This window comes from Microbacterium sp. zg-YB36 (genome assembly GCF_024623575.2).
Lineage (GTDB): Bacteria > Actinomycetota > Actinomycetes > Actinomycetales > Microbacteriaceae > Microbacterium.
Window position 1 is genome coordinate 1,237,038 of the sequence record NZ_JANJFD020000001.1, and the last position, 18,007, is coordinate 1,255,044.

Annotated in this window: 40 protein-coding genes; 39 read left to right on the plus strand and 1 reads right to left on the minus strand. The window is 65.8% G+C overall.

The window, feature by feature from the left end; all coding sequences use genetic code 11:
- The first annotated feature begins 27 nt into the window (after positions 1-27).
- From NQ151_RS06230 to NQ151_RS06400, 35 genes are all read left to right on the plus strand, one after another.
- Positions 28-249, plus strand: a complete 222-nt coding sequence (locus NQ151_RS06230; RefSeq protein ID WP_257527402.1) for a hypothetical protein — start codon at positions 28-30, stop codon at positions 247-249.
- Between the two features lie 330 nt (positions 250-579).
- The gene (locus NQ151_RS06235; protein ID WP_257527404.1) at positions 580-777 is read left to right on the plus strand and encodes a hypothetical protein; all 198 of its coding nucleotides are present in this window, start codon (positions 580-582) and stop codon (positions 775-777) included.
- Positions 774-1,079: a hypothetical protein gene (locus tag NQ151_RS06240; protein WP_257527405.1), complete on the plus strand. Its 306-nt coding sequence runs from the start codon at positions 774-776 to the stop codon at positions 1,077-1,079. The genes NQ151_RS06235 and NQ151_RS06240 overlap by 4 nt, the downstream gene beginning before the upstream one ends.
- Positions 1,076-1,366, plus strand: coding sequence for a hypothetical protein (locus tag NQ151_RS06245; RefSeq protein WP_257527406.1), 291 nt, complete (start codon positions 1,076-1,078; stop codon positions 1,364-1,366). Before NQ151_RS06240 ends, NQ151_RS06245 begins: the two co-directional genes overlap by 4 nt.
- A complete protein-coding gene (locus NQ151_RS06250; protein WP_257527408.1) occupies positions 1,363-1,542 on the plus strand; it encodes a hypothetical protein in 180 nt (59 codons plus the stop codon). Before NQ151_RS06245 ends, NQ151_RS06250 begins: the two co-directional genes overlap by 4 nt.
- Positions 1,539-1,802: a hypothetical protein gene (locus tag NQ151_RS06255; protein ID WP_257527409.1), complete on the plus strand. Its 264-nt coding sequence runs from the start codon at positions 1,539-1,541 to the stop codon at positions 1,800-1,802. The genes NQ151_RS06250 and NQ151_RS06255 overlap by 4 nt, the downstream gene beginning before the upstream one ends.
- Positions 1,799-2,062 (plus strand): hypothetical protein, encoded by a 264-nt coding sequence (locus NQ151_RS06260; protein WP_257527410.1) that lies wholly within the window; start codon positions 1,799-1,801, stop codon positions 2,060-2,062. The genes NQ151_RS06255 and NQ151_RS06260 overlap by 4 nt, the downstream gene beginning before the upstream one ends.
- Positions 2,059-2,340 carry a hypothetical protein gene (locus tag NQ151_RS06265; protein WP_257527412.1) on the plus strand — a complete coding sequence of 94 codons (282 nt, stop codon included), beginning with the start codon at positions 2,059-2,061 and terminating at the stop codon, positions 2,338-2,340. Before NQ151_RS06260 ends, NQ151_RS06265 begins: the two co-directional genes overlap by 4 nt.
- Positions 2,337-2,597 (plus strand): hypothetical protein, encoded by a 261-nt coding sequence (locus NQ151_RS06270; RefSeq protein ID WP_257527414.1) that lies wholly within the window; start codon positions 2,337-2,339, stop codon positions 2,595-2,597. The genes NQ151_RS06265 and NQ151_RS06270 overlap by 4 nt, the downstream gene beginning before the upstream one ends.
- The gene (locus tag NQ151_RS06275) at positions 2,594-2,890 is read left to right on the plus strand and encodes a hypothetical protein (protein ID WP_257527416.1); all 297 of its coding nucleotides are present in this window, start codon (positions 2,594-2,596) and stop codon (positions 2,888-2,890) included. The genes NQ151_RS06270 and NQ151_RS06275 overlap by 4 nt, the downstream gene beginning before the upstream one ends.
- On the plus strand, positions 2,887-3,180 hold the full coding sequence (locus NQ151_RS06280) for a hypothetical protein (protein ID WP_257527417.1): 294 nt from the start codon (positions 2,887-2,889) through the stop codon (positions 3,178-3,180). The genes NQ151_RS06275 and NQ151_RS06280 overlap by 4 nt, the downstream gene beginning before the upstream one ends.
- Positions 3,181-3,496: 316 nt before the next feature.
- Positions 3,497-3,910 (plus strand): hypothetical protein, encoded by a 414-nt coding sequence (locus NQ151_RS06285; RefSeq protein ID WP_257527418.1) that lies wholly within the window; start codon positions 3,497-3,499, stop codon positions 3,908-3,910.
- Entirely contained in the window at positions 3,907-4,050 is a 144-nt protein-coding gene (locus NQ151_RS06290; RefSeq protein ID WP_257527419.1) for a hypothetical protein, read from the plus strand. The genes NQ151_RS06285 and NQ151_RS06290 overlap by 4 nt, the downstream gene beginning before the upstream one ends.
- On the plus strand, positions 4,047-4,286 hold the full coding sequence (locus tag NQ151_RS06295; RefSeq protein WP_257527420.1) for a hypothetical protein: 240 nt from the start codon (positions 4,047-4,049) through the stop codon (positions 4,284-4,286). The genes NQ151_RS06290 and NQ151_RS06295 overlap by 4 nt, the downstream gene beginning before the upstream one ends.
- A complete protein-coding gene (locus NQ151_RS06300) occupies positions 4,283-4,645 on the plus strand; it encodes a hypothetical protein (RefSeq protein ID WP_257527421.1) in 363 nt (120 codons plus the stop codon). Before NQ151_RS06295 ends, NQ151_RS06300 begins: the two co-directional genes overlap by 4 nt.
- 224 nt (positions 4,646-4,869) lie before the next feature.
- Positions 4,870-5,589 (plus strand): RNA ligase family protein, encoded by a 720-nt coding sequence (locus tag NQ151_RS06305; protein WP_257527422.1) that lies wholly within the window; start codon positions 4,870-4,872, stop codon positions 5,587-5,589.
- Positions 5,589-5,819 (plus strand): hypothetical protein, encoded by a 231-nt coding sequence (locus NQ151_RS06310; protein WP_257527423.1) that lies wholly within the window; start codon positions 5,589-5,591, stop codon positions 5,817-5,819. Before NQ151_RS06305 ends, NQ151_RS06310 begins: the two co-directional genes overlap by 1 nt.
- A 45-nt stretch (positions 5,820-5,864) precedes the next feature.
- A complete protein-coding gene (locus NQ151_RS06315; RefSeq protein WP_257527424.1) occupies positions 5,865-6,638 on the plus strand; it encodes a hypothetical protein in 774 nt (257 codons plus the stop codon).
- Positions 6,635-6,790, plus strand: a complete 156-nt coding sequence (locus tag NQ151_RS06320) for a hypothetical protein (RefSeq protein WP_257527425.1) — start codon at positions 6,635-6,637, stop codon at positions 6,788-6,790. Before NQ151_RS06315 ends, NQ151_RS06320 begins: the two co-directional genes overlap by 4 nt.
- A gap of 11 nt (positions 6,791-6,801) precedes the next feature.
- On the plus strand, positions 6,802-7,359 hold the full coding sequence (locus NQ151_RS06325; RefSeq protein ID WP_257527426.1) for an exonuclease domain-containing protein: 558 nt from the start codon (positions 6,802-6,804) through the stop codon (positions 7,357-7,359).
- A 5-nt stretch (positions 7,360-7,364) separates the two neighbouring features.
- On the plus strand, positions 7,365-7,577 hold the full coding sequence (locus NQ151_RS06330; RefSeq protein WP_257527428.1) for a hypothetical protein: 213 nt from the start codon (positions 7,365-7,367) through the stop codon (positions 7,575-7,577).
- Positions 7,574-7,744 (plus strand): hypothetical protein, encoded by a 171-nt coding sequence (locus tag NQ151_RS06335; protein ID WP_257527429.1) that lies wholly within the window; start codon positions 7,574-7,576, stop codon positions 7,742-7,744. The genes NQ151_RS06330 and NQ151_RS06335 overlap by 4 nt, the downstream gene beginning before the upstream one ends.
- Complete coding sequence (locus NQ151_RS06340) at positions 7,741-7,995, plus strand: DUF308 domain-containing protein (RefSeq protein WP_257527431.1); 255 nt, start codon at positions 7,741-7,743, stop codon at positions 7,993-7,995. Before NQ151_RS06335 ends, NQ151_RS06340 begins: the two co-directional genes overlap by 4 nt.
- Entirely contained in the window at positions 7,992-8,153 is a 162-nt protein-coding gene (locus NQ151_RS06345; RefSeq protein ID WP_257527432.1) for a hypothetical protein, read from the plus strand. Before NQ151_RS06340 ends, NQ151_RS06345 begins: the two co-directional genes overlap by 4 nt.
- Positions 8,150-8,572, plus strand: a complete 423-nt coding sequence (locus tag NQ151_RS06350; RefSeq protein ID WP_257527433.1) for a beta-sandwich lipoprotein — start codon at positions 8,150-8,152, stop codon at positions 8,570-8,572. Before NQ151_RS06345 ends, NQ151_RS06350 begins: the two co-directional genes overlap by 4 nt.
- A complete protein-coding gene (locus NQ151_RS06355; RefSeq protein WP_257527434.1) occupies positions 8,569-8,877 on the plus strand; it encodes a hypothetical protein in 309 nt (102 codons plus the stop codon). Before NQ151_RS06350 ends, NQ151_RS06355 begins: the two co-directional genes overlap by 4 nt.
- Entirely contained in the window at positions 8,874-9,095 is a 222-nt protein-coding gene (locus NQ151_RS06360; RefSeq protein WP_257527435.1) for a hypothetical protein, read from the plus strand. The genes NQ151_RS06355 and NQ151_RS06360 overlap by 4 nt, the downstream gene beginning before the upstream one ends.
- Complete coding sequence (locus tag NQ151_RS06365; RefSeq protein ID WP_257527436.1) at positions 9,092-9,307, plus strand: hypothetical protein; 216 nt, start codon at positions 9,092-9,094, stop codon at positions 9,305-9,307. The genes NQ151_RS06360 and NQ151_RS06365 overlap by 4 nt, the downstream gene beginning before the upstream one ends.
- On the plus strand, positions 9,304-9,543 hold the full coding sequence (locus NQ151_RS06370) for a glutaredoxin family protein (protein ID WP_257527437.1): 240 nt from the start codon (positions 9,304-9,306) through the stop codon (positions 9,541-9,543). The genes NQ151_RS06365 and NQ151_RS06370 overlap by 4 nt, the downstream gene beginning before the upstream one ends.
- The gene (locus NQ151_RS06375; protein WP_257527439.1) at positions 9,540-9,803 is read left to right on the plus strand and encodes a hypothetical protein; all 264 of its coding nucleotides are present in this window, start codon (positions 9,540-9,542) and stop codon (positions 9,801-9,803) included. The genes NQ151_RS06370 and NQ151_RS06375 overlap by 4 nt, the downstream gene beginning before the upstream one ends.
- Positions 9,800-9,964, plus strand: coding sequence for a hypothetical protein (locus NQ151_RS06380; protein WP_257527440.1), 165 nt, complete (start codon positions 9,800-9,802; stop codon positions 9,962-9,964). Before NQ151_RS06375 ends, NQ151_RS06380 begins: the two co-directional genes overlap by 4 nt.
- Positions 9,957-10,115, plus strand: coding sequence for a hypothetical protein (locus NQ151_RS06385; RefSeq protein WP_257527442.1), 159 nt, complete (start codon positions 9,957-9,959; stop codon positions 10,113-10,115). The genes NQ151_RS06380 and NQ151_RS06385 overlap by 8 nt, the downstream gene beginning before the upstream one ends.
- Positions 10,112-10,711 carry a 2'-5' RNA ligase family protein gene (locus NQ151_RS06390; protein ID WP_257527444.1) on the plus strand — a complete coding sequence of 200 codons (600 nt, stop codon included), beginning with the start codon at positions 10,112-10,114 and terminating at the stop codon, positions 10,709-10,711. The genes NQ151_RS06385 and NQ151_RS06390 overlap by 4 nt, the downstream gene beginning before the upstream one ends.
- Complete coding sequence (locus NQ151_RS06395) at positions 10,708-11,286, plus strand: 5' nucleotidase, NT5C type (protein WP_257527445.1); 579 nt, start codon at positions 10,708-10,710, stop codon at positions 11,284-11,286. The genes NQ151_RS06390 and NQ151_RS06395 overlap by 4 nt, the downstream gene beginning before the upstream one ends.
- The gene (locus NQ151_RS06400) at positions 11,283-11,870 is read left to right on the plus strand and encodes a deoxynucleotide monophosphate kinase family protein (protein WP_257527446.1); all 588 of its coding nucleotides are present in this window, start codon (positions 11,283-11,285) and stop codon (positions 11,868-11,870) included. The genes NQ151_RS06395 and NQ151_RS06400 overlap by 4 nt, the downstream gene beginning before the upstream one ends.
- Here NQ151_RS06400 and NQ151_RS06405 read toward each other — a convergent pair.
- Positions 11,838-12,029: a hypothetical protein gene (locus NQ151_RS06405; protein WP_257527447.1), complete on the minus strand. Its 192-nt coding sequence runs from the start codon at positions 12,027-12,029 to the stop codon at positions 11,838-11,840. The genes NQ151_RS06400 and NQ151_RS06405 overlap by 33 nt on opposite strands.
- Positions 12,030-12,218: 189 nt before the next feature.
- Here NQ151_RS06405 and NQ151_RS06410 point away from each other — a divergent pair, with 189 nt between their 5' ends.
- The 4 genes from NQ151_RS06410 to NQ151_RS06425 all read left to right on the plus strand — a co-directional run bounded on the left by NQ151_RS06410 (position 12,219) and on the right by NQ151_RS06425 (position 17,503).
- A complete protein-coding gene (locus NQ151_RS06410; RefSeq protein WP_257527448.1) occupies positions 12,219-13,622 on the plus strand; it encodes a DNA sulfur modification protein DndB in 1,404 nt (467 codons plus the stop codon).
- 138 nt (positions 13,623-13,760) lie between these two features.
- Complete coding sequence (locus NQ151_RS06415) at positions 13,761-14,252, plus strand: hypothetical protein (protein WP_257527450.1); 492 nt, start codon at positions 13,761-13,763, stop codon at positions 14,250-14,252.
- Positions 14,249-15,943, plus strand: coding sequence for a hypothetical protein (locus NQ151_RS06420; protein WP_257527452.1), 1,695 nt, complete (start codon positions 14,249-14,251; stop codon positions 15,941-15,943). Before NQ151_RS06415 ends, NQ151_RS06420 begins: the two co-directional genes overlap by 4 nt.
- Positions 15,944-15,985: 42 nt before the next feature.
- Entirely contained in the window at positions 15,986-17,503 is a 1,518-nt protein-coding gene (locus tag NQ151_RS06425) for a hypothetical protein (protein WP_257527454.1), read from the plus strand.
- Positions 17,504-18,007: the final 504 nt, after the last annotated feature.

Genomic DNA, 18,007 nt, shown 5'->3' on the forward strand with positions numbered 1-18,007 from the left:
TTCCGTTGGCCCCAACCTGATGTCGCGATGGTCACCATGCGACTGTGGACCGGGCAGCTCACTACCCGCACGATCGCGCACGAATCCACCCACGCCGCGGCCGCGTTCTTCTTCATGGACTCCATTCCCGGATGGGACTCCCGAGCCAGGACGCACCTCGTGGGCGACCACGAAGCGATGGCCTACCTCGTCGGCGACTTCACGGCCGAAGTTGTGCGCAACCTGTACCGGCTCCACCTGCTGCCATGAAGAGGGGCACCGCGCACAGCATGGCCGCCACACTGCCCTTTAAGCCGCGTAGCGGTTGACAGATAGTCCACTAACCGCAAGACTGGCCTTGTTCTTCCTACGGAGCAGCCACGGAGAGTCACCGGAGTCATAACCCGGTGGCTCTCCGCTTCTCGTTGCACCGCTCCCACGCAAGCACGCCGGCCGATCGAACCGCCGTAAACGCCGCGCTACCGCGCTATTTTTGGCCTTTTCCGCCCGCATTGGGGGTAGACGCCCACGGATTAGTCCACTAAACTGGCGATACCACACCACCACACGGCTGCGAGGCCACAAGGAGAGGACCACACCTTGAGCACCATCACGAAGACCATCACCGCGTACACCGAGGAGGGCTACCTCACGCTCGGCGACCTGCGCCGCCTGCTGGAGCAGTCCAGCAACTTCGAGAACTCCGCCCGCGTCACGGCTGGAGTGGAGGGTGCGCATGTCGAACGGATCGACACGCTGAATCTCGAGGACGCGGCGCCCGCCGAGGAAGCCGCATGAGCGACCAGGAAGCGGGGGGCGAGACCCTGGCGGCCCGCATCCACCTCGTCGTGGACGTCTACAAGGGGACCGATCCGGGCATAGACACCCCGGACGTTCGCGAACTGCCCTACGAGTACCTGGTGATCCGCGAGGCCGAGGCTGAGAGCGCGGAAGGCTTCATCCACAACGGCATCTTCTCGGTTGTCAACGAGGGGCTCTTCGAGGACCCCGACCCCGATGGGGTACTGGTGCGCGCGGTCACGGAAGGGCTGTCCATGCTGGCTGGCCCGTGGCTGACAGAGAAGGAGGCCACCGCGTGAGCGAGGACGAGGCACGAGAAGCGCTAGAGAGCGTCGGCTGGTCGCCGTCCGCAGTGCGCCGCTTCCCTGACAAGGCGTTCGTGCTGATGGTGGAATTCTACGCGCGCAGCCACAAGCACCCGAAACTCGAGATCACCGACGAGGTGCTCAACGTCGCCGTCGATGCATACATGCGGTCAGCAGTAAAGGACGCTGACGGTGGTTCCTACGTGCACCGCAACGTGCACGCCGCGCTCGAGGCCGCACTGGGCGCCGGGGCGTCCGACACGAAGGACGCCACCGCATGAGCGCGCAGGGCGAACTGGTGGGCAAGATGGTGCGCGCCGCCAACCCGCACCTCCCCGGAGTCGACTGGCAGGGCCGCGCGATCGCGTTCGTCGACCAGCCCTGCTACGTGCTGGAGACGACGAGCGGGTTCCGCTACACGCTCAACGCCGCCTGGTGCGAAGAGGTGACCGCATGAGCGTGCTGGAGCGAGCGACCATCGTGCACCCGCACCGCCGCGGGGGCTACGTGGGGAGAGTCGTGTACGGCACAATTCAGTCGTACCAGCCCTCCTCCACCCGGCAATACTGGCGCCCCACCGCCGCCTGGGCGAAGAGTGCCGGCGACCGGTCCATCCGACGCGAGGAGGCTGCGTATCTGCGCCAGCGCCGCCGAGAGATGGCCGCACGTAGCGCGACTGGCTACGACACCCCGACCCAGAAGGAGGCCACCGCATGAGCGACTACACCCCCACCACCGACGACGTGCGCGACTTGGTCAAGCATCTCGGCATCGAATGGTCCATGGATGCCGCCGACTTCGACCGCTGGAAGGCCGCGAACGACGCAGCAGTGCTGCGGGAGGCCGCCGACTTCCTGGATGAGTTCACTGGCGAGGACGGCACGCTGTATCGCGAGTTCGATGACGGCTCCGGGGAGAACCTGAGCCCCGCCGACGCCCTGCGGTCCAAGGCCGCAGAGAAGGAGGGCACCGCATGAGCGACTACACACCCCAGACCGAGAATGTGCGGCTGGGCTACAGCTACCGCCCGAACCTCCCTGAAGGCGAGCGGCACCACCCCCCGCTGCTGGCTGAGTTCGACCGCTGGAAGGCCGCCAACGACGCCCAGGTGGCCGCGACGGCGCTCCGCGAGTTCCGCGACAAGCTGATCGCCCACCAGCAGCACTGCTACGGGATCGTGATGCCGGACGTGCACGAGGTGGTCGACGACCTGGAAACCGAGGCCGCCCGCATCGAGAAGGAAGGAACCGCATGAGCACCTTGGCAGAGCAGGCTGAGGCCGCCTGGGCCGACCACTCGATTGGCTTCACTTGGCGAGACGAGGGGCACCTCTACGGCGAGTACCGCATGTTCATGGCTGGCTACATGGCCGGGTCCACCGCCGAGATCACCGACGAGATGGTCCACGCCGGTGCCGGCGTGCTGGACGGCTGGGCGGCACTGCCCGCCCGCATCGCGCTCTCCCGCGCCGTGCTGGAGGCCGCCCTGGAAGCGAAGGAGGGGGCGGCATGAGCGCCCGCGACGAGAACCGCGCCTGGCTACAGCGCGAGTCCGAACGGCGCCCCGACGGCTGGGAGGCCGCGTGGCTCCAGCTCTACGGCATGGAGGGGGCACTGGACCTCCTCGAAGCGCAGGAGGGCCGCCCGTACGCCATCAACCTGACCCGCCGCCCGTTCAGCAGCGACCCCGCCCTCAAGCAGGCCGTGCGGGACGCGCGAACGGCAAACCACGAGCTGGCGCGCCTCGCCTACCAGCGCTGGTGGGCCGATATGGAGAGCCACCGGCACGAGGAGGCCACCGCATGAGCGACCTGGATGCGCGCGACACTCTCCGCCGCATCCTCGCCGAGCAAGGCCTGGACGACAACGGCGCCACGCCGCACTCATGGCGGTGCGAGCACCCCGACCGCTACCCGGACTACTGCACCTGCGTGGACGACATGATCGACGCCATCCTCGCCTCCAGAGCCGCCTCGCAGCAGGCCGCCGCCGCAATCGGCTGGGACGCCGCCGTGGCTGCCATGCGGTACGAGGACGGCACGCCCGTCGAGATTGTCAGCATGAAGAACCCCTACCGAGAGGGGGCGACGGCATGAGAAGGGACCGCCGGCAGTGCGAGTATGTGCACCCGTCGTACGGCCGTTGCCTTCGCCTCGTGCACGGCGGGGAGCGGCACACCCTGGAGAAGTTGGTTCGTCAACGCGAACTGGAGGCGCACCCAGAGAAGCGCGGCAAGCCCGAATGCCCGACGCCCCAGAAGCGTGCGTACCGGCGGCAAGAAGATGCCCTGCACTTCACCTATATGTCCGCCCGGTCGTGGGGCAAGCCGATGCGGGCATACGAGTGCCTATGTGGAAAGTGGCACGCATCCAGCCAGCCGACAGCCCCCCGACGATTCCAGAAGGAGCAAGCATGACCGAGCCCACCGTCCAGAAGCGCGGCTACCGCGTGAGCGTCAGCGAGGAGATGCTGGCGATGATGTCCGGCTTCCCCCGCAAGGGCCACTACGAGCCGGTCACCCCGACGCCTGAGCAGGTTGCCCAGCATGCCCGCGCGAAGGCCGTGCTGGAGGAGCTGGAGGTGAACCCGTACCTCTACGTGGGCCGCATGGAGGAAGACATCACACTGGAGCCCCTGGAGACGGAGCGGTGGGTGCCGGATGAGACCACCGAGGAGTGGCTGGAGCGCTACCGCGCGGCGAGGGCCGCCGGCGAGCCGATGGAGAGCCCGTTCACGAGCATGGCGAACTCACTCGCCCAGCGCGTGCTGGCCGTCTACCCGCCGCTCGCCGCGGTGCCCGACACGTTCAAGGGGGTGGGGAAGTGAGCGAGCGGGAAGTGCGTGATGAGCGCTGGTATGACATGCCAGGCGTGGCGGGCCTACTTGGCGGCGCCATCTTCACGGTCGTGCTGGTCGGTGGCCACTGCCTGCTCACGTGGCTCATCCATGGAGAGGTGACGTGGTGACGGACCCGAACGAGGAGAGCGCCGAGTGGATCTGGTCGGACGGCCGCAAACGCCCCACGGAGGTCTACATCGACTCTGCGATGAGCCAGCACATGGGCGACGTCTTTGTGCGCTTCACGCAGGACCAGAGCGGCCTCGGCATCTTCGTGACCGAGGAGCAGTGGGACGCGATCGACGCAGCCGCCCGGCGCGCCATCCAGCATCGGCAGGACTTGACGGAAGCGGGCTGGACATGACCGACCCCACCGCACTGATCGCCGAACTGCGCGGCTTCGCCGAGGGCTCCACGTCCGCGCGCGCCAGCCTGATGCGCGACGCCGCGGACGCGATCGAAGCCCTCTTGGGCGCCGCCCCGTTGGAGGGTGCGCTGCCGCACATCTGGGTCCAATGGAAGGCCACCACGGCCTGCTTCGACTTCTGGTGCGAATGTGTGAGCGAAGACTCGCAGGGCGACTTCGGGCACGGGGACGTGGATTACGCCTACGCCGTGCAATGCGCGCGCTGTGGCCGCCGGTACGACTTGCCGCAGACGCTCCCCCTTCTACCGTTCTCCGGCAAGTTCGAGGCGGCAGTCGTGGACGGGTTCGGCTCGTGACCGATCCCACCCGCTTAGCCCGTTAAACGGCTGTTTTCGCCCGTAAACTGGTGTTGCGGCCGAGTGTGGTCCTGGGCCGCAGACCCGCCCGTCGAGCAGTCAGATGCTCCGGGCGGGTCTTCACATTTAGTCCACTAAAAAGGTGGGCATTTGGCCGTGATGCGTGCTAGATTGAGGTAACCACACCAGATTAGTCCACTAATCCGCGACCACAAGGAGGCTGCATGTCCGTTCTAGAATTCACTCCGTTCCCAAAGCTGCCGAGGCTCAACCGCGACATCACCATCAGCGAGAAGCTCGACGGCACCAATGCCGCCGTGGTGATCGTGACACTCGGCGAACTCGACCACATCAAGACCGAACGCGCCTCCATTCGCCTATTTGATGACGACGCGAGGAACCTCGTGGCAACAGCAGCCGGACCCGTGCAGGGCGGATACCTCGTCTTCGCGCAGTCCCGCACTCGCTTCATCACGCCCGAACGGGACAACTACGGCTTCGCCCGCTGGGTGCAGAACAACGCGCAGGCGCTCGTCGATACCCTCGGCGCCGGAACGCACTTCGGCGAGTGGTGGGGCTCCGGCATCCAGCGCAAGTACGGCCTCACAGGCGGCGACAAGCGATTCTCGCTGTTCAACACCGCGCGGTGGGGCAAGGAGGCCGTCTGGATCGGCGACTCCGATACGCCCGCCATGGGCGGGGTTCCCGGCCTCGGTGTCGTCCCCGTGCTGTACGAGGGCATCTTCGATCAGATCGAGATTGACCGCGCCCTACGGCGCTTGGGCGTCTATGGCTCCGCAGCCGCCCCCGGCTTCATGCGCCCCGAAGGCATCGTGGTCTGGCATACGGCCGCCCGGCATGGCTTCAAGGCCACGCTGGAGGGCGATGAGGCCCCCAAGGGCATCGCGGCGCACGCGCTCGACGAAGAGAAGCTGGCCGCCTGATGTCCAGGACGATGATGCGCCGCACGCTGACGATCAACGGCACGCTGGACGACCTGGCCGGCGTGCTCCGCGACGCCACCGAGGACTACGGCATCCCCGCCGATGCGACCCTCGTGCAGGCCGACCTGGACGTCACCAGCGACACCACGTTCGGCAACCACGAGGCGGTCTACTCCGCGCTGCACGTCGTGTTCGAGTGGCCCGCAGACGAGACGAAGGGCGGGAAGTAAGGCATGTACGAAAGCAAGAGGAAGATGCGGACGCGCCTGGAGTCGATGGTGGCGCAGCGCAATGAGGCCAACGACCGGGCGAACGACGCCGCATCGAAGCTCGAGTCGCTCGGATACGAGGAGCACATGGAGCCGGGCGTCTTCGGCGGGGGTCTGGAATACTCCTGGCACCTCACGCCCGAGGCGAAGGCGGTGCAATCTGCGGAGGCAGACGATCGCCGCGAGTACCAACTCGACCTTGTGCGGAGCTTCAAGCGGGATATCGAGAAGGCCCGCGCGGACGCCGCCGAGAAGACCCGCCGCGAAACGCTGGCCGCCGTCATCGAGGCGCTGGGGATCAAGGGGTACTCCCCCGCAACCCGCCTCTACGCCAGCCTCATGGGCGGCAACGAGGAGACGGATCGCCACCTGCAAGCCGAACACGACCGACTCCAGGCCGCCCACGCCGACCGCTTCTGGAATGACCTCCAGACCACCCTGCGCGTGCGCGCCGAGAAGGCCCAGCGCGAGGCGGACGAGAAGACCGCCGAGAAGGTGGCAGGCCTCATCAAGCCCGAGGCCCCGAAGGCGACCGGCGGCTACATCGGCAGCCTGAACAACACCGTCTCATTCAGCGACATCGCGGTAGTGCGGCGAATGGGCGACGAACTCGGCGTAAAGGGCGACGGCGCGGACTTCGCGGATACGGTCACCAAGCTGGCATCGCCCGCCGCCAGCACGCCCACCGTCGAGGATGCGCGGCCGGAGAAGGCGCCCCAGGGCATTACGCGGCGCGTGGATGGGAAGAAGCCCGCCAAGAGCAAGAAGGGCAAGGAGTGAGCGCCCTGCTGGTCGGAATCGTCTTCCTTGCCATCGGGATCTTCGCCTCCATCAACTACCCCGAGGATGGGGCGAGGTTCTACTTCGCGATGGGCGCCGCACTCTTCTTCTTCGGCGTAGGCATCATCGCATCCGAGATCCGCAAGAACTGAGAGGCTTCCAAGTGACCCACTACTTCCCCGTCGACATCGAGACCACCGGCCTGGACTTCGAGGAGGACATCATCATCGAGGTGGCCTGGACCATTCTCGGTCACGACCTGGGGCAGATCAGCCCGCTTCGGTCGTTCGTCATTCGCAACGGCCCCAACGGAGTGATCCGACGGCTCCGCGCCAACCCGGCCGCCTACCAGATGCATTCGGAGAACGGGCTCCTCCTGGAGGTCCTGGCACCAGACGCGGGTGAGTTCTTCAGCACCGTGATCGACCAGATGCTGGACGACATCGAGAAGCATGTCCCAGAGGGCGAGAAGCCGTACCTACTCGGCAACAGCGTCGAGTTCGATCGGCGCATGCTCAGTTCGCGCAGCCAGGACTTCGCCGAGGCGGTCCACTACCGCAACCTGGACGTCCGCGCTCTCCAGCAGATCGCGCAGGCCGCCGGCGTTGAGGACAAGTTCACCATCCCCGACAGCGGCACCGCTCACCGCGCGGCCGACGACATCGCCTGGTCAATCAGTTACGCCCAGAACTTCGCCAAGGTCATCGGCGGCCTCGCATGAACCCCGTGGCCGCCCTTGAAGCGCCTCCGGCGCTGGATGCGCACGAAGGCCCCGAGTGGAACGTCACGCTCGGCACGACAGCCGAGGCGGTCCCTGGCCTGGTCATCCTCAAGACGGTGCGCGTCCGCGCCTTCTCCGATTTCGGCGCCTACTGGGCTGCCGTGTTCGGCCAATCGCTCAACTGGAATGTCCACTCGATCAAGGAGTCCGTCGCATGAACCCTGCCCTTTCCGCCGCTGTGGAGGAGCAGCTCAGCGCGCTGCGCACGGCCCGCGACTTCCACGAGCACAAGATGGTCGCGTTGCGCGCCGAGGCCGAGGAGCACGAAGCCAAGTTCAACGCGGCAAAGGCCAGCATTGCCGAGATCGAGGAGGCGCTGCTGTGAGCCTCCTCGAAGCCCTCCTGGTCATCCCGCAGGCCCTCTGGGCAGTGATCTCGGCGCCGGGCGTGGTTGCCCTGGTGGGCGCCCTTGCTTGCGTCCTCTCCCTCGCCGCCACCTACGCATACCTGTTCGTGGAGGACAAGCCGCGGCCCTCGCGGTGGTGGGCGCTGCTCAGCCTCCTCATTGCCTGGCTCGGGGCGGCCCTGTTGATCTGGGCTGTCAACTCATCGTCGCCGTTCGTGTGGGCCGCATGAAGACTGCCCTCCCCGGTATCGCCGCGTTCCTGATCGTGGCCGCCGCGTTCACCATCTACTACTCGCCGAGCGCCATGCTCCGCCGCGCGCGACTGGCGGGCGCACACATCCCCATTCAGGCCTTTGAGGCCGCACGAACCGGAAGGAAGACGCAATGAGCCGCAAGACCAACTACCCCAAGGTCCGCATCTGGGCAGCCGCCACCGTCGCACTCGCGCTCACTGCGCTTGTGGGGTGCACCAGCGACGCAGACAAGGCCAGTGAGAACATCGCGACAGCCGCCGAGGCGTTCGAGGTGCAGCGCACCATTGTCGGGATCAACGGCATCACAGGCGAAACGATCTTCTTCGCAGAAGGTCGTTGCTCATTCGAGTACCCGTCAGCCGCGCGCGTGGATGTCACCTGCAAGTACAGCCCCGAGGAGTACCGCAAGCACGTCTTCATCCTGGGCGACCAGGACTCGGTGGTCGTAACGCAGGAGGAGTCGATTGATGTGAGCGAATACCACACGCGCATCGTGCTGAAGCCGCAGAACCTCCTCCCGGAGTTCGACATCATGGTCGGAGAAGACGAATGATCGACATCGAGAACGCCGACCAGAGCGGCTCGCTGGCCATCGAGCGCGACCCCGCCCACCCCGGCTACGTGAAGGTCACCAGCCTGGAGGGCGCCGAGGAGGAATGCGACGTATTCAAGCTCGGCTCGTTCCACGCCGCCAGCCTCATCGCGGCCATTGCAGGCTCGACCAATGCGCCGGCGATAAGCGGAGAGCCGATATCGGTGAAACATAAGCGACGTTCCTTGTTGGAGCGGCTGCTCGGCCACACCGACCGGCAGCGGGTCGAGAAGTACGCCTTCCAGGCGAACGGCGGCAACGCATGATCCGCATACCGGCCACCGGCCAAGACGACTTCATCGAGGACGACCGTGTGACCGTCTACGTGTCCCACGGGAAAGGCAACAGGACCGGCGACGAAGTGCACCTGACACTCATCGACCCGGAGGACGGCGCCGAGGTTCGCGGCTGGTTTCCGAAGGCCGCCCTGCTCGCCGCGATCGCCGAACAGTCCACTAATCCCGAAGGAGAACCCACCGCATGACCCACATCGACCAGGACTTCAAACCCGGCGACATCGTGTTCGTCGGGCCGCAGCGCCCGCTGGACCGCAAGGTCACATGGAAGGTCCTGAACCTACATCAGGCCGCCGACAACCTCGTGTACGCCACGCTCGTGTCCGGCCAGTCCGCCCGCTCGGCGACCGTGCCTGTCTCGCGGCTCACGCACTACCGACTCACGGAGGTGGCCGCATGAACCGCTTGACCGTGTACACCCAGCCCGGATGCGCCTCGTGCGGCGCATCCATCAGGCGTCTGAAGTCACTCGGCATCGAGCACACGACCATCGACGTGACCGAGGACGCGGAGGCCGCACGGCGGCTCAAGGCGGCGGGGTTCCAGACCGCGCCAGTCTTCGGCTTCGGGGGCAGCCTTCACACGATCGTCGACCTGTCCGACATCATCAACCAAATCCAGGAGGCAACAGCATGAGCGCCGGAGACTACCGCAAGCCGTACAACCGCCCCGCCGACCGACCGCTGGCGGCCGACTTCGGCGAAGACCCCAAGTTCGACCGCGCACGAGCCGCGTGGTTCGAGTGGATCAAGTACGAGATCGCGGTGCGACTGGGCATCGTGAGCCGCAGTGGCGCCCCGCAGGCGTCGGTGATCACCATCAACGAGACCGACGAGATGCTGGACCGCTTCTTCGACAAGTGGGACGAGCACTTCGGAGAGGAGACAGCAGCATGAACCACCCCGAGTACGGCCCCTACCGAGCCATCATCAACCTGGACGACCGCAAGCGCGCCCCTGTCGGCCGCTTCGCCACCCGCGAGCCCGTGGAGGGCTGGGAGGTCTACCGCTCGGCGGACGGCCGCGAAATCCTCCTGAAGGCCATCGTCAATGGCTGAGCTGCGCGCGGGCGACAAGGCCCGCCTGAACGGCCACGAGGTGGTGATCGTCCGCCTCATCGACGACGGCATGAACGCCATCATCCGCATCGGGCTGGACACGCAGGTCGTGCCCGCCGTCTCGCTGAACCTGAAGGGGGTTGTGCGATGAGCGCAGACAAGAATCACTTCGTTGGCCGGGAGGAGTTGCTCGCCGCAGCCGGTGTCGACGTGAAGAACCTCGGCTTCGTGGGGCTTACGTTCGACCCACTGCCAGTGCGCGAGATCCTCCACGGCATGTCGTACGGCGTCGACATCATCGACAGCGATTACGTCTACGCGCCGGACGGCGACTACCGCACCTGGGTCAAGGGGCCAGTCGGCGAGACGAGCGCCCATGCGACCGCGAAGTACGGACTCCTGACCCCCGCCCACCAGCAGAAGGAGATCATCAACGAACTGATCGGCTGGCCGCGCGCCGTCTCGGTGGAGATTGTGGGCATCGAGGTGTTCCCGTCTCCCTTCCCTGATCTGCGCTACGGCTGCTTGGTCGCGCGGCTCGGTGGCGAGGAGTTGCTCGAGATGAACGCGGCGCTGAGTGCCCTCCCCCACGTCGACTCGTACGCCTCGTACAAGCCGCACCTGACCCTGGCGTACCTCAAGCCTGTGATCGCGACGCACGCGGGCATCCCGGAGGCGCAGGGTGCGCTCCTTGGGAAGCGACTCACCGTGACGGGCATCGACTACGGGCGGGAGGCAGCCGCATGAGCACCAACCTCCGCATCCTCGTGGACATGGATGGCGTCATCGCGGACTGGCACCATGCCTATGACCGTCACGTCGCCTCATACGGCGCCAGGTCGGTTGGCATCCCCACCTTCAAGCAGCAGGTGGCCTGGGACCTCAACGAGGGTCGCACGGACGACGAGAAGACCATCATCCGCGAGGTGATGACCCTCCCCGGCTTCTACGCCGAATTGTCCCCTATTCCGGGGGCCAAGCAGGCGCTCAAGGCCCTCCTCAAGCAGGGCCACGACGTCCGCATCGTTTCCGCCCCGTACATCAGTAATCCCACCTGCGCGAGCGACAAGATGGCGTGGATTGCCAAGCACTACGGCACCCACTGGGCGCAGCGGCTCATCCTCACAACGGACAAGACGTTCGTGCGCGGCGACGTGCTGATCGACGACAAGCCGTCCGTGACTGGGACGCAGGCGCCGGAGTGGGCGCACATCGTGTTCGGCGACTACGCCTACAACCGGCACGTCCGCGGGCACCGCCTGCACTCCTGGGACATGGGCGAAGTGCAGCAGGCGATCTGGAAGGCGGTGGTCTCCCGATGACCGCTCTCGTCATTGGCGTCGGCGGCAAGCTGCGCGCAGGCAAGGATGAAGTCGCCATGCACTTGGAACGCGCGCACGGCTTCACTCGCCTCGGGATGAGTGACGCCCTGCTCGAGCACGCCCTCACCGTCGACCCGTACATCCCGGTCAACGCGCAAGACTCCCCCGCCGGCACGCTGTCCGGCGAGTTCATCCGGCTATCTGATCTGGTGCAGCGGGTCGGCTACGTGGAGGCGAAGAAGAACCCCGAGGTTCGTAGATTCCTCCAGCGATCGGGCACCGAGGGCGGCAGGCACTTCCACGGCGAGAACGTCTGGGTGGACCGCATGGCGCGCCGCATCGACGACCACCTCTACGCAGACCAGCGCGTCGTGGTGGCAGGAGTGAGATTCCCCAACGAGCTGGCCATGATCCACCAGTTCGGCGGCCTCACCGCATGGGTTGAACGCCCAAGTCCGGGCACCACGCCCGCGTCCACCCATGCCAGCGAGAACGGGGTGAAGGCCGAGGATTTCGATATACAGCTCCTCAACGACTCCACCCTCGAACATCTATACAGCCTGGTCGACACCCTCCTCCTCTGACGAGAGAAACCAGACCCCGAGTTCGCGTTCGATGGCGCGGAGGAAGATGCTGCGGTCAAACCCGTAGCAGAACCTCCCGCCATCGACGTAGACCACACCATCCCGCTCGGTGATCTCGATGCTCCTCGCGCCGTCTGTTTCTTTCACATTGACCGCCACACTAGCCTCCCTGCCATTAGTAACTCTGTTCGAGTTAACGTATGCCTTGGTACAGACATTGCGCTACCACAGGGCCACTATTCCGCAAGGGGTTGACTCGCTCCGTCGAGAACCGATATATAGGTGCTTGCGGCCCCCAGTGCTTCCGTGATACATATTTAGTCCACTGTTCATTCCAAAGGACCAGATATGACCACTGCCACTGAGCCCAAGATCTCACCGATCTCCGGCTACACGACCGATGAGCGGTTCATCGCCACCCGTTACAAGCAGGGTGGCCGAACCGTCTTCCTCGTCGCGCTCACGCCCGATCAGGTCATCAACAACATCCCGCGCCCCAACCCGGACGCCCCGAATCCGGGCAACCGTCGAATCCGCCTGCCTCACGCCCGCGGGTTCGCCCAGTATTACCTGGAGCACGACAACTGGGTCATCCCCGGTCTCATCCTCCGCGCGCCCGCCATCTTCAGCTTCGATGAGACGCTGGACGTCGGCGACGACAACATCGGTTTCGGGGTGCTGTCCTACCCGAAGCGCAGCCGCACCGACATCCAGATCCTCGACGGCCAGCACCGTATCCTCGGCTTCCACCTGGCCCTGGAGATGATCTCCGAGCAGATCGAGAAGGCCCGCGACCACCGCCAGCGCGCAGAGCGCACCGAAGGCAAAGGCTCCAAGGTGGCAAAGGACGCCATCAAGGAAATCGAGGCTCTCGAGCGCAAGCGTGACCGCTTCGTCCAGGAGCGCGTGTCCGTCGAAATCCAGATCACCGACAACATGCAGCAGTACCGGCAGATGTTCTTCGACATCGCCGACAACGCGCTCGGCATCACCGCCTCCGTTAAGGCACTGTTCGACAAGCGCAAGGTCGTCAACCGGGCACTGGCGCTGGTCACCGAGCACGACCTGCTGAAGAACCGCGTCGACCCAGAGAACGACCGGCTCGGCCGCACCGGCCCCTACCTGCTGAGCGCGCGCCACGTCACCGAGATCATCCGCACCACGAACGTCGGCATCGAAGGCCGCATCGGGCGCGTCCTGGAGCGCGAACTCAACGAGGTCGAGGTGGCCAAGAACACCGACGCCTTCCTCGACATGCTGGTCAAATGCTTCCCGCAGATCGCCTCCATCGAGAACGGCAGCCTGGCCCCCGACCGGCTCCGCCAGACCAGCCTCCTCGGCTCCCCGCTGTTCCTGCGCATCCTGGCGGGCACGTACTACGAGCTGCGCCAGAAGCACGCCTTCACCAACGCGATGGTCGAGGAGTATTTCACCGCCCTCTCGCAGCACATGGCGGCCCCCGTGCACGCCAACTCCATCTGGATCAAGTACACCCCCGAGGAGACCTTCAACCTGGGCGCCACCGGCCCCAACGGCCGCCGGCAGGACATCGTGAACCTGTCAGAGGCGATGTGGGGCTGGGCGGTCGACAAGGCGCCGTTCGTCTACGCAGCACCCGAGCCCGCCCCGGTTCCCGAGGTCGACGAGGACGAAGGCATCGACTTCGCCCCCGACCACGACGGCAAGGCCGCTGGTGTGCAGGCCCGCAACGAGGCCGAGGAGATCAGCACGGCATCGCGAGGTCGCAAGTAGCAGGGCACATGCTGAAGGCCCCCACCGGAGTCAGACTCAAACGGTGGGGGCCTTCACTGCACCACACAGGCGGAAGGGAGATTCCGACAAGACCCACTTTACCCCAGGGAATGCCGTTTAGTCCACTAAACTGAGGGAATGGACCTAGCGAGGAACGAACTGGACGCGAAGATACTGCGCCTCGCAGACCACTGCTCCCCCGAAGAGATCAGCCGCGAACTGGGCGGCGCCCTCTCCCCCGCCCGCGTCGCCGCCCACACCAAGGCGCTACTGAAGTCCCAGGACTGGCTGACCGACGCCGAGCAGGACGCGATCGTCACCTGGAAGATGCGCCGCATCCTGGCCAAGCTCGAAGAGCAGTACATGGACCTGGACAACGCCAAGGCGCAGCTCGCCGCACTGAAGCTGATCGGCGAGCGGCTCGACAAGCGGCGCGCGGCCACGCAACTCGACCTGACCACCTACAGTGAGACCGTCGGCCGCCAGCTCGGCCGCGTTGTCGACCTCTCCCTCACCTACATGAAGGGCGCACTGCGCGACGAGGTGGACCCCGACCGCTGGGATGAACTGGTCCAGGAAGCGGTCCTGATGGCTCGGGAGAAGATCGAGGAGAAGCAGGTCGAGGGATGATCCTTGACGGTGCGGTCTTCGACGCCGCGATGGATGAGATCGCCCAGCGGTCCCGCAAGTCCCTCTACCAGCGCGACTACCTCGCCTGGGCCTCCGACGTCCTCGGCCGCCGGTACTACGAGAAGATGGCCGGGATCATGGTCGAGTGCGCTACCCCGAGCAACGGCCGCATCCGCAACGCGATCAAGAGCGCCAACGGCTGCGGGAAATCCTTCGCCGTCAGCGACCTGGGCGTCTGGTGGATCACCGCGTTCCCGCCCGAAGAATCGCTCGCCCTCTTCTCCGCCAACGGCCGCGAACAGATCAAGACCGTCATCTTCAAGTACCTCAAGGACGCCTACGGCTACATGGCCACGCAGGCGAAGCAGACCGGCGGCGCCCGCCCGATCGGCTGGATCAGCGAGCAGCTCGAATGGAACTACCAGAAGCCGGACGGGTCCGGTAAGGAAGCCATCGCCATCGGCAAGCGTCCCGCTGACGCCGACATCGTGTCCGCCTTCCAGGGAACACGAAAATACCGCACCCTCGTCGGCCTGGACGAGATGGGCGGCCTCCCCGAAGATCTGCTCACCGCGGCGGAAGCCGTGATGACAGGTCAGGACTCCCGCATCCTCGGCATCGGAAACCCCGACAACCGGGCAACGCCGTTCTACAACCTGTTCACCACTGACGCCGGCGCCGACTGGAACCTGCACACGATCAGCGCGTACGAGCTGCCCACGATGACCGGCGAGATCGTCTACCCGGACGACCCCCAGAAGCAGGCCGGGATGCTGAAGGGCCTCACCTCCAAGTCCTGGATCGCGCACAAGGAGCGCGCCTGGAAGGTCGGCGGAGACCTCGTGCCCGACGACGAGTTTCCTGACGATGAGCAGTACGTGCGCCGCGTGGGCGGCACCCCGAATGGCCGCTTCCTGGCAAAGGTGCTGGGCGAGTTCCCCGGCGACGCCGACAACACGTTCTTCGCCGAGGAGCACATCACCCTCGCCCGCGAGACGGTCATCGAGTACGAACCGACCACCCCCGTCGTCCTCGGCGTGGACATCGCGACCACCGGTTCCGACGAGTCCGTCATCTACGTCAACCGCGGCGGCAACCTCCGCCTCTTCGCCGACACCATCACCTACCAGGACGGCCTGGAGATGCGCGAGACGACCGGCGTATGGTCCAAGGAGGACACGCTCACCAACGCGCGCCGCATCCACGCGATCGCCAAGCACCTCGGCGCGTCCGAAGTCCGCATCGACGGTAACGCAGTCGGCTCCGGCGTGGCGACCGACCTGATGCGCTCTGCCGAGTTCTCCGACCGGGAGTACGACGTCATCCGCGTGGTCGGCTCCAAGTCGTCCTCCGACATCGCACGCTGGCGAATCTGGCGCGACGAGATCCACGACCACTTCGCCGATCAGATGCGCGACGGGCTGCTGGACCTGGACCCCGCCGACAACCAGCTCCGCGATGAACTCATGCTCATCACCTACAAGCTGCTCAGCGGCGCCATCAAGATCGACAAGAAGTCCGACATGAAGACGATGATGGGCGGCTCCCCCGACCGGGCGGATGCCGCCATGTACGCCGCACTGCGAGTGCGGGTCGACCCGGATGCTGGCGTCGACCAGGCAGTGCCAGCGCGTGATGTAGCTCGCGAAATCACCGCCGAGCGGCGGCGCCGTAGGCCACTCCCCGTCTGAACTGCCCGAATTAGTGGGCTAAACGGGCCATAGACTTGGGCTATGCGCGAATCCAGGCTGGTCGAAGAGATGCTCACCGTCCTCGAGGCTGCGCAGCACGCCGACCACCGTGCCGCCTCTGGCGCGTCCTCCATCATCAAGGAGGGCCTGGACAACGTTCGCGCCATGCTCGCCCGCGAAGACCAGGGCTGGGAGATCTTCAGCGGCGGCAACGGCCGCGCAGAGGAAGGGCTGACCCTCAACGACCTGAAGGCCTGGGCCGCGAAGATCCACGAGTCGGCGCAGGTCGGCTGGATGAAGCAGGGCTACATGCTCCGCTCCACCTACATCTGGCAGGGCGGCATCCACTACGACAAGATCCCCAGCGAATCCCGCGGCCGCGGAGTGAACGTCCAGGACAAGATCGACGACCCGCTCAACCAGAGGGCGTTCTTCAGCAGCCAGGCGCACATGCGCCGCGAGAAGCGCCTATACGCCGAAGGCCTCGCGCTCTGGGTCGGCAACGACGCCACCAAAGACCTGAAGGTGGTCCCCCTCGATCAGGTCACTGGCACGCTGTCGGACCCGGATGACGAGTCCATCATCTACGCCTACAAGCGCGAGTGGACCCATCGCAAGCCGGACGGCGAGTACGAGCCGATGAAGCGCTGGTACTTCGTGGACACGTACAAGCACCTCCAGACCGAGCACATCACCGTCGGCGGCACGAACGAAACAGTGGAGACCGGCTGGACCGCGTTCGACATGCACGCCAACAGCACGGACGGGTGGAAGTTCGGCATCCCTGACGCGCTGGGTGCGTGGATCTGGAACAACTTCGCCAAGCAGCTCTACATGGACGGCCTCGACGTGTCGGAGGCGATGGCCTCCATCGTCTACCTCGCCAGCGGCAAGACCAACGCCGGCGCCCAGAACGCCGCCAACCAGTTCGCCACCGCGACGGGCGCGGGCGGGGCAGCCGTGGTCGGGGCTGGCAACACGCTCTCCGCAATGAGCACCGCCGGCAAGGCGTTCGACTTCTCGCAGGCCCGCGAAATCATCGCGGTCATCGCGACCAACCTGTCGGTCAGCAACATCGCCCTCACCTCCAACCCCGGCGACGCGGGCTCCAGTTACGGTTCGGCCGCAACCCTGGACCTGCCCGTGCGGCTGGCCATGCAGGTCCGCCGCGACGAGCACGTAGATCTCGATCTGCGCGTGCTGCGCTGGATGGCCGGCAAAAACGCCGGCAAGGACATCCAGGTCTACTTCCAGCCTTACGACGACGGCGCGGAGGTGTACCGCCGGCTCCAGGCCATCACGCTGCCCTGGCTCCAGGGCGTCATCACCGATGACAAGTACAAGGAGCTGGCGGCTGGTGTGCTCGGCCTCCCGGATCTGGGAACTACCCCCGATGGCGTGCTCATCCCCAACAACATCGCTTCGATGGCCCGCCGCGACATCGACAAGGACGGTCACGGCGGCACGGGGTCAACCAGCGCCCCCACGCAGGGGCGCTCGTCGGGCCTCGGGGACGCGAGCGGCGCGCCGCGGGACACCCGCGACGACACCATTTCGTGACCGGGTGAAAGCCCCGTTTAGTCCACTAATCCGATAGGCTGGAAGGAACAAGCTCCCGCGAGGTTGCAGCCTCCGGGAGCGTGGTCGACTGCGAGGAGTCAACGTGGAAAGTGTACCGCTATCAACGCCGGTGAAGAGGTGCGCCATCGATTGGTGTGACCGCCCCTACGGCGCCGCGGGGTACTGTCACATGCACTACAACCGGAGTCGCAGCGGTCGCGACATGGATGCTCCCCCTCATACCGCCTACGTCCCCAAGGGCGTGACCCTAGTCTGCACGATCGACTCATGCAGCAAGCCTGTTTCTAGCAAGGATCTCTGTGGCATGCACGCCCAGCGGCGAATCCGCGGGCACGACATGGACGCACCGCCGAAGCGCATTCACGCAGTTGAGCGCCCATACTGCGCAGTCCCTCGTTGCGCGAAGCGGGCAGACTCGTCGCAAGCGAATGCGGTCTGCCCGAATCACCGTGCCCGAATGGCGCGACGGGGCTCCTACACCCG